This is a genomic window from Edaphobacter sp. HDX4, assembly GCF_036877565.1.
In the GTDB taxonomy this organism is placed as follows: Bacteria; Acidobacteriota; Terriglobia; order Terriglobales; family Acidobacteriaceae; genus Edaphobacter.
Genome location: NZ_JAEDXW010000001.1, coordinates 155,808 through 168,915, shown reverse-complemented (window position 1 = coordinate 168,915; position 13,108 = coordinate 155,808). Strand labels below are relative to the sequence as shown.

Annotated in this window: 8 protein-coding genes; 6 read left to right on the top strand and 2 right to left on the bottom strand. The window is 56.5% G+C overall.

The genetic code is table 11. The features are described 5' to 3' along the window. Positions 1-34: 34 nt before the first annotated feature. The 6 genes from mreC to JAO29_RS00645 all read left to right on the top strand — a co-directional run bounded on the left by mreC (position 35) and on the right by JAO29_RS00645 (position 9,999). Positions 35-1,348 (top strand): rod shape-determining protein MreC, encoded by a 1,314-nt coding sequence (gene mreC / locus JAO29_RS00670; RefSeq protein ID WP_334266240.1) that lies wholly within the window; start codon positions 35-37, stop codon positions 1,346-1,348. A 5-nt stretch (positions 1,349-1,353) separates the two neighbouring features. Beyond that, positions 1,354-1,878, top strand: coding sequence for a rod shape-determining protein MreD (gene mreD / locus JAO29_RS00665; RefSeq protein WP_334266239.1), 525 nt, complete (start codon positions 1,354-1,356; stop codon positions 1,876-1,878). Between the two features lie 35 nt (positions 1,879-1,913). Further along, positions 1,914-3,845 (top strand): penicillin-binding protein 2, encoded by a 1,932-nt coding sequence (mrdA, locus tag JAO29_RS00660; RefSeq protein ID WP_334266238.1) that lies wholly within the window; start codon positions 1,914-1,916, stop codon positions 3,843-3,845. Between the two features lie 79 nt (positions 3,846-3,924). Then, a complete protein-coding gene (gene rodA / locus JAO29_RS00655) occupies positions 3,925-5,025 on the top strand; it encodes a rod shape-determining protein RodA (RefSeq protein ID WP_334266237.1) in 1,101 nt (366 codons plus the stop codon). Positions 5,026-5,609: 584 nt separating this feature from the next. Further along, positions 5,610-8,849 (top strand): Rne/Rng family ribonuclease, encoded by a 3,240-nt coding sequence (locus JAO29_RS00650; protein ID WP_334266236.1) that lies wholly within the window; start codon positions 5,610-5,612, stop codon positions 8,847-8,849. Between the two features lie 169 nt (positions 8,850-9,018). Beyond that, positions 9,019-9,999 (top strand): hypothetical protein, encoded by a 981-nt coding sequence (locus JAO29_RS00645; protein ID WP_334266235.1) that lies wholly within the window; start codon positions 9,019-9,021, stop codon positions 9,997-9,999. A gap of 55 nt (positions 10,000-10,054) precedes the next feature. Here JAO29_RS00645 and JAO29_RS00640 read toward each other — a convergent pair whose 3' ends face one another. Together JAO29_RS00640 and JAO29_RS00635 are read right to left on the bottom strand one after the other, a co-directional pair. Further along, complete coding sequence (locus tag JAO29_RS00640; protein ID WP_334266234.1) at positions 10,055-11,422, bottom strand: Xaa-Pro peptidase family protein; 1,368 nt, start codon at positions 11,420-11,422, stop codon at positions 10,055-10,057. Between the two features lie 17 nt (positions 11,423-11,439). Continuing rightward, entirely contained in the window at positions 11,440-13,056 is a 1,617-nt protein-coding gene (locus tag JAO29_RS00635; protein ID WP_334266600.1) for a cellulose synthase family protein, read from the bottom strand. Positions 13,057-13,108: the final 52 nt, after the last annotated feature.

The following is a 13,108-nucleotide window of genomic DNA, read 5'->3' as shown; positions in this document are numbered from 1 at the left end:
GGACCCCGACTCGCGGGATAATTAAGTACAGCCCATGGAGTCCTTCTTCTCTCGATTCAAAAACGTGCTGGTTCTGGTGGTCGTTCTTCTGGCCCAGACCATCGGTCTTGCGATCCAGGTCCGCAGGCCGGCAGAGGTGGGAGCGCCCGATGGCAAGAAGGTGACGTTGCTCCGATCTTGGGCAGTGGGGGCAATGGCTCCGGTAGAGAAGTTCTTTCATGGCATCGGCTACAACCTGCGCTTCGGGTGGTCGAACTATATAGATCTGCGTAACACGCGACAACAGAACCATGAGCTGAAGGATGAGGTGGCGCGCCTGCGGCTGGAGCAGGCACAGCTAGCGGAAGACGCTCTTCAGGGCCACCGTCTGCAGACACTCCTAAATTTTCAGCGCAAATATGTGACCTCGACTGTGGCAGCCCAGGTCATTGGGGGTAGCGGCACCGATCAATCGCGGGTGCTGTATATCGACAAAGGCAGTGCCGACGGACTGAAGGTGGATCAGGCAGTGATGACCCCTGACGGAATCGTCGGAAAGATCCGTGAGGTCTTCCCTCAGACTTCCCCCCATACGGCCCAGGTGCTGCTGATCAACGATCCCACCTCCGGTGCGGGAGTTCTGTTTGCATCGACCAGAATCCGGGCCATACTTCGAGGCGGCCAGGGAGGTCATATCGTAATCACCAACCTCACTCCGGATTCGCGTATCAAGCCGGGCGAGCAGGTCCTTACCTCGGGAGGCGACCAGGTCTATCCTCGAGGCCTCAAAGTTGGAACCATTGAGTCGATCGCGCCCGACCCAGAGCACCAGCCCTACACCATCATCCAGGTGAAGCCGGCAACGAACCTCTTTCAGCTTGAGGAGGTCCTGGTCATAACGGGAACGCAAAACGATCTTGCTCCCCTGGCTCAGAAAGATCTTGCGCAGGGCGCGGCGACGGCGAAGGAGATGGCTGCCGCCAAGGCCGCTGCGGAGGAAGAAGCTGCTGAGGCCGCGGCTCGCTCGGCTGCGCAGATTATTGCTGAAAAGCTGCCCAGTATCCATGAGGGAGAGCAGGGGACGGCGGGCACTCCCGCCGATTCGAGCAAAACTCCAGCTACAAATCCCGCCACGAGTTTTGCGGTTCCAAAGCCCGCGCCGATTCTCCATTCCGACCGCTACACTCCGGGAGCGACCCCTCCAGCATCCTCTCTCAAGCCGGGCGCAGAACAGGACCGAGCTGCATATGCTCCCTCAACACCTCCCGCCGCACAGAACAGCTCCGGCACAGAGCCCGCTCAAGACGGGGTGTCGTCACAGAAACATAAGAATCCATCAAAGCCTGACAGTACCAGCCCTGAAAACTAGACTTCATGCCAAGCCTTAGTTACACATCACGCCGCGAACTTGAGGAGCATAGCTTTTCCCCCGCTGTCACCATCCTGGTGCCGATTGCGGCCATTGTTGTGCAGGTCCTGTTATCAAAGCTTTACTGGCGCTTTTCGATGCTCGATCTGCCTCTGATCGTCACCATCTTCTTCGCGGTATCTCGACGGAGCCCTTCAGTCGGCACCCTGACCGGAGCTGCGATAGGTCTGATCCAGGACGCACTGACAGGCCGTCCGATCGGCGTCAATGGAATGGCAAAGTGCGTCATTGGTTACATCGCTGCAAGCATAGGCATACAGGTGGACGTCGATAGCCTCACGACGCGCGTCGTGATGAACTTCGTATTTTCCATCCTGAACGCTGTAATTCTATTTGCGATCGGGCGCCGGTTGCTGGGCCAGACGCAGCTTCATCTCCAATGGATTCAGGAGCTCTTCCGCGCGCTGGCGAACTCGTTGCTTGCGATTCCTGTCTTCCTTTTGCTGGATACCACCAAGAGAGCTGAGTAACATTCTGGAACGTCTAATCGATACACCGGAGAGATATGGAACTTAATCCACAGACTGAGCTCGCGTTGGGGAAGGCCGAGAAACTGCCACTGGGCAAACTGCATGTAGCTCAGTATCTTGTCGCGGCTATACTTCTTATCCTCTCCATCGGTCTCTGGCGTCTCGAGGTGGTAAGCGCAGACAATTTCCGCGCGCTTGCGGAGGCCAACCGAATTCGCAAGGTTCCTGTTATGGCACCGCGCGGAAGGCTGTTCGATCGTCAAGGCCGGCTGCTGGTCGACAACTATCCTTCTGTCTCCTGCTACCTGCTTCGCGAACAGGTGAAAGACCTCAATACAGACCTGCCTATGATCGCCTCGGGGCTGCACCTGACGGTCGATCAAATTCATGCAGCGGTCAAGCGATTCCAGGCTGCTCCCAAATATCAGCCGATTCCCCTGAAGCAGGACATCACGCCGGACGAGCAGGCATTTATCGAGGCACATCGAAACGAGCTTCCAGAGCTCGAGACGCTGGAAGAGCAGAGGAGGGTCTATCCCCGGGATGGCTTCGCGGCCCACCTGATCGGCTACGTCGGCGAGATCTCCGAAGACGACCTGAATAAAGAGAAGTACGCCTTCTACCAGCCCGGCGATGTCGTGGGTAAATCCGGTGTCGAGGCGACCTATGATGCGCTTCTGCGAGGCGTAGACGGAAGCCGGGATATCATCGTCAACTCCCATGGCAAAGAGATCGGACACCTGGGGGAGACCATGGCCGTTCCCGGTAAAGATCTTCGATTGACGATTGATCTTGACGTGCAGATGGCGGCAGAGAAGGCCATGGAGGGCAAGATGGGAGCCCTTGTTGCCCTCGATCCCCACACAGGGGAGATCCTGGCTCTCGTCTCCCGACCCAGCTTCGACCCTAATCAGTTCGCGGTCCGGCTCACAAAAAGTTACTGGAATGAGATCTTGACCAACCCTGACCACCCGCTGCTGGATAAAGCCATTCAGGCACAGCTGGCTCCGGGATCAACCTTCAAGATCATAATGTCCTACGCAGGGCTTCAGGAGAACGAGGCACAGACGATGCGCGTCATGTGTAACGGCGGAGCCTCGTTCTACGGGCATTTCTTCGCCTGCGATAAGCACCATGGGATGGTCGATATCCATAACGCAATTCCGTGGTCCTGCGACACCTTCTACTACACCCTGGCCAACAAACTCGGGATCGATACGGTAGCGAAATACGCCACTGAGCTCGGCTTTTCGCAGCGTACAGGAGTCGATCTTCCCGATGAAGCTGCCGGCACCATGCCATCCACCGAGTGGAAGATGAGGAACTTCCATGAGAAATGGTTCGCAGGCGAGACCATCTCAGTCGGGATCGGGCAGGGAGCGGTGACTGCTACTCCGCTTCAGCTTGCGCGTGCGATCGGCGGAATCGCCTCGGGTGGCGTACTGCACCGTCCGCATCTCGTCTTCCCGGACGAAGTTCCTCCGAACGAGTTGGAGGCAATTCATGAGACCTTTCCCGGTTCGGGGGAGAAGACTGTTCCTCTGTCTACCGATAACTGGCAGATCATCACCGACGCGATGGCGCAGACCACAGTTCCTGGAGGCTTCGATACAGCGGCTCCAGCGCATCTGGAAGGGATCGATTTCGCAGGCAAGACGGGAACCGCCCAGGTCATGAGCCACGATGCGTTGGCCCGCAGTGGTGGAGGCCACAGGACGGTTCCTAACGCATGGTTCGTTGGAATGGCTCCGAGACGAAATCCGGACATCGTGGTCGCTGTCCTTCTCGAAAACGGTGACTGGGGCTGGCACTCTGCCCAGCTGGCTGCCCAGGTGATCTCCACGTTCGTCAATAAACAGCGCAAACAGGAGAACAATGTCCGTATCGCGGAGACTCCGCCCGCAATGCCATCCGACCAGTCTTCCTTGAAGGCTCCTGCTAAAGCTTCTTCCGGTGTGGCGGACTAGGCTGCGGTCCGGTCGGAAGTAACGGTCGAACAAATTCATCCCTGGCGTTTCACGGTTACACTGAGAACAACCGTCGAACATGTTTCGCCTCACCTCTTACCGCGATTTTGACTGGGTCCTGCTGGGATTCGTCGCCGTTTTGTCGATCATCAGCGTCCTCGAGATCAAATCGGCGACCCTCCATACCAAGTTCCACGGCTTCGACCACAAGCAGATCGGTTTTCTGGCTCTTGGTCTGTTCCTGATGTTCCTGATTTCAATGATTGACTATCATCGGCTCCTGGATATTGTTCCTTGGGCCTATGGAATCAGCATCTTATCCCTCGTCGCAGTGAAGATTGCCGGCCAGAAGGTTCTAGGAGCACGAAGATGGATCAATCTGGGTGGCGGGGTGCATTTTCAGCCATCGGAGTGGGTCAAGCTCGTGCTGATTGTCGCGGTCGCACGCTACTTCTGGAACCTCACAGGAAGGGAACTTTCCTGGTCTGACATAGGTAAAGCGGCGGCCCTGGTGTGCGTCCCAATGGTTTTGGTATTGACGCAGCCGGATCTGGGAACGGCTCTGACGTATTCTCCTATCCTGATGGCAGGTCTGTTCTTAGGTGGCATCCGGCTCCGGCAGCTTGGGATTATCCTGATCGTGCTGATGTTCCTGGGGGGCGTTGCCTGGAAGAGCGGCAAGCGCCTGAAGCCGTATCAGCAGGCCCGAATCAACGCCTTCCTCAACCCCGACTCTGACCCCAAGGGATCTGGATACCAGATTCGCCAGTCCCTGATCGCAGTCGGTTCGGGAGGCATCTGGGGGAAAGGCGCCAATAAAGGTACGCAGACCCAAGGCGACTTCCTCCCCATTCCTTATACAGACTTTATCTTCGCCGCCTTCTGTGAAGAACATGGCTTTGTTGGAGCCATGGGTGTTCTTCTGCTTTACTTCCTGATCCTGATGCGCCTGATTCAAAATGCGCAGACTGCGGCCGACCTTCCCGGAGCCTACATCGTCATGGGGGTCGTGGCTGTCATCGTCTTCCAGATTGCGGTGAATATCGGTATGGTGGTCGGTCTTATGCCTGTCACGGGAATCCCTTTGCCTCTTATGAGTTATGGTGGATCGTCCATCTTATTCACATTCCTGTCGCTGGGAATCGTGATGAACGTTCGGATGCGAAGGTTTGTGAACTGAAGACCGGCATTCTCCTGTCGGAAATCTGAGTTTCAAGAACAGCTTACGGTCTGGTATATGGCCGTAATCCGTATCGGCTATCGCACTGGCGGTTGTCGAGACTTTAGTGCAATACTAGGAGAAGAAATCTGACAGGCTGTAGATGCCATGTCAGTGATATCCCGCTCTCTTCAGGCACGTATTGCCAGAGCGGTTTAACAAGATTTGAAAGAAAAGGCCGGCCAGGCGAGAGACATCGATCCGTTGGCCGGACAGGTTTCACGGAAGATGACTGCATCCGGATGGCAAACGGCCCCGCCTCAAGTTCTGAATTTTGAGGTTGTTACGGTCACAAACTCCGCATGCTGGCAGTTGCTCGAAGATTCTCCTGGCGTATCCGATCTCTATCGTCCCATCCAGACCGCCTTAGGCGGAAGGGCTGTTGGGAGACTTGTTTCCACCACTATCGAACGCTTATTCGAGTCGCTGCACCTATTTCCCGATCCTGTCCGTACCTCGGTGAGCTGCACCTAGCGGTTCGCTAGGTTTGCTCGCGATTTCTCTCTGCCGTGTCTGCCGCCCATCGGGGCAGAAAGAGCAGAGAAATGTCGAAGGAAATTTACATATCCAGCACGCCGCACGAGACGCGGCTTGCCATCGTCGAAAACGACGCCCTCGCGGAGATTTACTATGAACGCGAGAACGAATACACGCTGGCCGGATCGATCTATAACGGCCGCGTAACCCGCGTTCTACCCGGCATGCAGTCCAGCTTCGTGGATATCGGTCTGGAGCGTGATGCCTTCCTGTACATCACCGATTTCATGGAAGAGGCTGGCGATTCAGCCGACTTTGAGAGCGAAGGCTCCAAGAAAAATGGAAAGCGGGATCGTGGAACCCGCGAGCCAATTACCTTGGAAGGTGGCGAACCAGCCTCCGAGGATCAGAACAGAGGTGACCGCGGACGCGGACGCCGCGACCGCAAAGACCGGGGAAGTCGCGACCGCCAGGACGTGGCGCAGCCCACACAGGCGTCAGAGGACTACAGCCTCGAAGAAACCTACGCTCCAGAGAGTCTCGAAGCTCCTGAGGAGCTAGCGGCAGCCGGCCGGAACGAAGTTATTGGCGAAGGTGCACCAGGAGCTGACGGCAGCCGCCGCTGGCGAGGCCGCCGTGGCCGTCGGCGCGGAAGAGGCCGGCAGTATGGCTCTGAGACAGGCGCCGAGGCACCGGTCGAGGCAGCCTCTGGCAACCTGCCCGTCGATCTGGAAGTTTCAGAAGCGGTTCAAGAGACCCTTCCCGAAGCTCCTCTGGAGCAGGAACTGAGGCAGGAAAACTTCAGCCGGCAAGAGCGTGGTGGCCGGGAAGACCGCGGCCGGGGTGGCCGGGATCGTGAACGCCGCGAGCGGAGGATGCCGCGCGGATTCGCGCCTAAGACCTCGCTTTATGGTCTTGAAGGGGCATCAGCAGACGAGTTCGCTTCGGATGCGGCTCCAGCCGAACCCTTGATCCTGCCCGGAGAGTCGCTTTCCAAATATCGAAAAGGCGGGGAGCCTGCAACTCAGACTTCAAAAGAAACAGTGTCTGTGCCGGCAGTACCCTCGGCACCAGGCTTTGAAATTCCTGCAGGCTGGGATGGTGGGCTGACCCTGCCGGGAGAGTCACTCTCCAGGCGTCGCAGCTCTCCACAGACCACAGAGAGATACGCAGCTCCTGTTGTTGTCCCTGAGGCGACTGAGGAGGTTGTGCCGGAGCCTCAAGCGGCAGTCCAGGAAGCTGTAGCGCCAGAGGAGCGAACGGAACCCGGAAAGATCCAGGAGCCCATGGAATATGAGCCGGAGGAAGCGTCCGCTTCCTACCGATTCGATCCCATTGCGCCCAGCGAATTCCGTCAGAGTGCCTCGGTCGAGGAGGATGCTGCGGTTGCGTTGGAAGAAGTCGCGGCAACTCACTCCGAACTGCCGCATGCCGAGATCGAAGAGACCGAATGGGCGGCTCAGCCCATGGAGACTTCGCAGGAAGAGATCAGCACATCCGGTGGCGCAGAGACGTCGGAGACCCACGAGGTCACCTCGATCCATGCCACGGGAGAGATGGTTTCTCCCACTCCCGTCGTGGATCCTGTCGAGGCTGAAGCCGAACATCAGGCGTTCGAGCCCGGTGCCAGTGTCATCGAGGAACAGGCTATCTCCGGTGATGACTACGATACGACTATGCTTCATGCCTCCTCGATTGAGGAGCTTGACGATCTGGACGAGGAAGAGACCCTCGAAGGCGCGGCGGATCTGGGCGCAATGATTCGCGAGATGTCGATCGATCAGATCACCAGTGCGAACCTTGTAGAGGGAGAAGAGGAAGAGGATTTCGAAGAGGAAGACGCCGTAGAAGACGGTAGCTTCGGTGCGGAGTACTCGACCTTCGAAGAGGCTCCGGACGAATCTTCGCACGTCGATTCTTTCGAGGAAGAAGAGCCAGTCGCCACAGTGGAAGAGGCTGCTCCTGACCAGGCACGGCGCGACATCGAGCGTCGCCATGGGCGTCGCGATCGGCGAGGACGCGACCGCAGTCGCCATGCGGGCGGCAACAGTGATCAGGATCGAAGCGGTGGGCGTGGTCGCGGCCGAAGCTCCATGCAGGCGACCGACCTCCCGGCGATCACAGAGCTCCTGAAGCCAGGGCAGGAGATCTTGGTTCAGATTGCCAAGGAGCCCATCGCTAAAAAGGGAGCACGCATCACATCGCACATCGCGCTGCCAGGACGTTTTCTCGTCTTCATGCCGACGGTCAATCACACCGGGGTCTCAAGGAAGATCGAATCCGACGGCGAACGGCGGCGGTTGAAGGAGATTCTTCTCAGTGAAAAGGGAGATGCACCCGGCGGGTTCATCGTGCGCACGGCCGCTTCAGGCGCTACCGAAGAGGAGTTGCGTTCGGATCTTCGCTTCCTGCTGAACCTCTGGGCCGACATCAAGCAGCGGTCGGAGTCGTCAAAGTCGCCTGCGCTGATTTATCACGATCTCAACCTTGTGGAACGCATCTTGCGCGACCAAGTGACAGATACCTTCTCGGCGATCTGGGTCGACACCGAGACCGAGTATGAGCGTGTGCTGCGCTTCCTGCAGCGTTTCCAGCCGAGTCTAATTCGTCGTGTGAAGCTCTACACGAAGGAGACGCCTCTCTTCGAGCAGTTCGGCATCACCGAGGAGATCAACAAAGCTCTCCGCTCGAAGGTATGGCTGAAATCTGGCGGTTCCATCGTAATCAATCAGACTGAAGCGCTGGTTGCAATCGACATCAACACCGGCAAGTATGTCGGTAAAACGGCACGGCTCGAGGACACGATCGTAAAGACGAATCTCGATGCTATTCCGGAGATCGTTCGTCAGATCCGCCTGCGTGACCTGGGTGGGATCATCATCATCGACTTCATCGACATGGACGAGCGGAAGAATCGCAACCGTGTGATGGCAGCTCTAGAAGAAGAATTGAAGCGCGATCGTGCACCATCGAAGATTCTTCAGTTCAACGATTTCGGTCTCGTTGCTATCACCCGCAAGCGCGTCAAGCAGTCCCTTGAGAGGACACTCTCGACACCTTGCAACATCTGCGCAGGCACGGGGATGGTCAAATCGCCAGTGACGGTCTGCAACGACATCTATGTCGAGATGCGCAAGATGTCCAAGCACCTGGATCGTGGCGACGTGATGCTGCGCGTTCATCCTGAGGTAGTAAGGCAGTTGAAGTCATCCACCAAATGGCTTCAGGAGATGGAAGAGATGGTGGGTAAGACTATCCTGGTCAAATCCGATCCAAGTCTTCATCCCGAGCAGTTCGACATTCACTAGAGCAAGTCTCAGCTGGCGAAAAGAGGGCATCTTGCGAGATGCCCTCTTTTTGTGACCAAACCGGCCAAATACTTTTGTCATCCAAAATCCCTTTCCGAGCGTCCTACACAACAAGCACATCAAGTTCGGGTTAGAGGAAGCACGTAGATTCAACTCAGGAGTAAAAAGGATGCATTCGACGATAAAAACACGTCGCCTCTCCAAAGTGATATCCCATACGGTGGCTGTCACAGTTCTAAGTGGCGCGGCAACTCTCTGTCTTTCTGCACAGACCGCCACTGCTCCATCTGCTGGAAAGACGATTGACCTGAAGAAGAGCCTTATGGCTCCCCTCGATTTAACGAAGCCTGCGGATTTAAGTTATAGCTCGAGCGTGGGCGTCGAGGAGACGGCATCGGCGGAGAACTTCAACATAGGCAGTAGCGAAGATCAGCCCCCGCCGCGAAGAAGGTACGGTCGTCGGACAAACTATAGTGATCGATGGCATCACGCAGATGGTTCCAACAAGTACACCTTCGCTGGAGGCGGCGGATTCGGCCTTCCGACCGGATCGGCCGGCAAAGAACTGGACCTGAACTGGAAGGTACAGGTAGCCGGCGGCTACAACTTCAATAAGAAGTTCGCGCTCCTTGTGCAGTGGGACTACGACCGCTTTGGACTGACCGGCGGCAATCTGGACCGGCAATACACTCGCTATACAAACCTCGGGCTGACGGACGATACAGGCGCACCTGTCAGCTTTGCAGGTCTGGACGGCAATGCACACATGTGGTCGATTACGCTGAACCCGATGTACACCTACTACCAGGGAGATAGTCTGGGAGCCTATGTGATCGGCGGCGGCGGGTTCTACCGTAAAGTCACCAACTTTACTCTTCCCTCGACGGGAGTCTATTGCGACTTCTATGGGTTCTGCTACCAATACACGCAGAACCAGACCTTCGATCACTACTCGAACAATGCAGGAGGAGTAAACGGCGGTATCGGCTTCACCTACCGATTGTCGCGTTTCGCCTCGCAGAAGCTCTATGCTGAGGCTCGTTACGCCTGGGTCGACAATCAACCGAGCGCGAACTCTGTCAGCTCCTACTATCCCGAAAACAACAAGCGTACGGGATACTTTCCTGTGACCGTTGGAATCCGCTGGTAGTGCGTCGAACGCGTGAGGGCTCAGCATCGCTGCTGGGCCCTTTCTCTTTTAACGTTTACTTCTTCATTGCAGCTTCCACGTCTTTGGCTTCGTGAGGAAGCTTCTCGATCAGGTCGATCAACTTGCCACTCTCATCTACGTAATACGTATCTTCGATACGCACGCCGAAGCCCTCTTCGGGAAGATAGATCCCAGGTTCGATCGTGAAGACCATACCTTTGTCGAGTGGCCTGCTGTAATCCCAAGGATCATGAACATCGATGCCGACGAGGTGCCCGATTCCATGAATCATGTATTGACCCAGAGGCTGGCCATGCAGGTCTTTCCCATGAGCGTTGATGTAATCGAAGGCCACTGTATCCAGTGAGTCTGGCCGTTTATGCTCAGGGTCGTTGATCTTCGAGGTTCCCGCAACGAAAGCCGCTGCAGCCGCGCGCTGTGCTCCCAGAACAATCTCGTAGATCTCCCGCTGCCGCGCGGTGAAATGCCCACTGACCGGCATGGTTCGAGTGATGTCGGAGGCGTACATGCTGTACTCGCCAGCTGCGTCGATCACGACCAGATCTCCAGCCTGCATCGTGCGTGAATTCTCGCTGTAGTGCAGCGTTGTCGAGTTCGGTCCCGACCCTACGATCGGCGGATAGCTGGCGCGCTCGCAGCCATCCTCCATCATCTTGGCCAACTCAACGCCCGCTACCGTTCGTTCGCGAACTTCAGGTTTGATCGCACGCATCCCGGCTAGTTGCCCCGCAATGGATGCATTCGATGCCTTTCGGATCAGTGCAACCTCTGCCGGAGATTTAATGGCTCGTAATTCCATGATCGGTTGCGAGACATCTTCAGCAGCATCAATTTCAGGCGACCCCAGCGTCGATCCCACGAAATTCAGCAGAGACTTCGCTTCCGGCGAGTTCTGTTCAGCCCAAACTTTGCGCAGGCGCATGCGGTCTGACAGAGCAAGCTTGTTCAGCACAGCGGGAAGCTCAGTCATGGGCAGGACTTCATCGAAGCCGGTGATTGCGGTGATCTCGGGAGTGGCAGCATCCATCTGCGCACCCGTGTACTTCTCCAATCGAGCTATACGGGAAGGAAGAAAGAGAATCTCCCGATACGGCTGTGCCGCTCGTCTGCCCAGTGCAGTTCCGGGAGTCTCGGGTTGTGCGTCCGCGGCCGGGATCACGATCATGGCCGCACCATGTTCATTCCAGCCTGTCAGGTAATAGAAGTCCTCATCCTGGCGGAATTCCTGGTACTCAAGCGCGGGCTCCTCATTTGCAAAGAGAATGGCCACGCCGGTCTTCATCTTTGCTGCGAGAGCAGTGCGGCGCTGCCGGTACTCCGATTTCGGAACCGAATCCAAAGCATGCAATGCGCTGGATGCGACGAGAAAGAATGAGCCGAGAAGCGTCAGGCGTATTTTCACGAATGCTCCTCGGAGCGCTAAATTCCCATCGGATAGGGTTTTTCGTGGAACTCCTGGCCGGCCGTTCCAAAGCGCTCAAAGCGCCCCTGCAGTAAGCTCAGCAGGCCCGTGTACCAGTAGCCAAAAACGAAGAGTACAAGAAACGGCACGGTGAAATAGTTTTCGGTCGTGATCGCATACCAGACGGTTGCGGCGAAGTAGGTTCCGATCGCCAGCTCAATCCATGGAATGATTCCGAGGCGTTTACGGTACTTCTTGGCCTGGCTCTTCTCGCCCTTTTTATTGACGCGGTACTTCGGCGTGCGTGCAAAAGCAGATTGAACCCCCAACAAAGCTTCCATTACCGCCTTGGTGTTTGTAATCGTAAGACCGACACCAAGAGCCATCAGAAAAGGAAGATAAAGAAGCGTCTTCCCCCAGCTCTTTGGGAACAGCTCCTTCTGGCTAACGAGATAAAAACTTGAGACAGACATCGTGCTGGCCATAAACAGGGGCAAGTCGATCAGCAGCATCTGCAGCAGTCCCTGCCAGCTTCGAATGATCATCGCAGGCATCAAGAGAACGCTAAGGACGATCATCAGCGGATAACTGATATTTGCTGTCAGGTGATACCAGGCCTCGAGCTTGGTGTGCCACGGTGCATCGCTCTTCAACACGCGCGGAAGAATCTTCTTGCCGGTCTGGATCAATCCCTTGGCCCAGCGCGCCTGCTGGGTCTTGAAGGCCGTCATCTCGATGGGCAGTTCAGCCGGACATTCCACGTCCTGCAGATATTTAAACTGCCAGCCCACCATCTGCGCGCGATAACTCAGATCCGTATCTTCCGTCAATGTGTCGTGCTGCCATCCACCTGCGCTCGATATGGTCTCACGACGCCACATGCCAGCCGTTCCGTTGAAGTTGAAGAACACTCCGGCGCGCGATCGGCCCCCATGCTCCAGCACAAAATGTCCGTCCAGCATGATGGCTTCCACCTGGGTCAGGAAGCTGTAATCCCGGTTGAGGTGGGTCCATCGAGTCTGAACCATTCCAATCTCAGGCTCGGCGAAGTGATGAATGACCTGCATGATCCACTCTCGAGGCGGAACGAAATCCGCATCGAAGATGGCGACCAGCTCACCTCGAGCCACTTTAAGGCCCGCATCGAGTGCACCAGCCTTGTAGCCGTGGCGGTTGGTGCGATGGATGTAGGTGATGGGTTGCGGATCCATTCCGGCAAAACCCGTGGCATAGCGTTCGACGATCTGCTGCGCGACCACGGTAGTCTCGTCGGTGGAGTCGTCGAGCAGCTGAATCTCAAACCGATCGCGCGGATAATTCAACCGGCAGCAGGCGTCGATCAGCCGATCGATAACGAACTGCTCATTGAAGATCGGAAGCTGAATGGTGACAAAGGGCAGATTGTCGTCTTCAAACCGCGCCGCTGGCTCATTCCACTTGGTGGCATTCTTGCGATTGCGGTAGTACAGCCAGACCAGCTGGTAGCGATGGATGCCATAAAACGCCAGAATCACCATCACGACAAAGTAGGGAATCAGGAGCCAGGTATCGAAGGCGTTCCAGCGATACAGCCCCTTGAACGTCTGATCGAGATAATGCGACTTCCAATAATGGCCGAATCCATGCGGGGCCATGAACAGCCCGAGGGCCGAGGTCAGGTATGGGGGCAAAAGGGACAGGACGCTG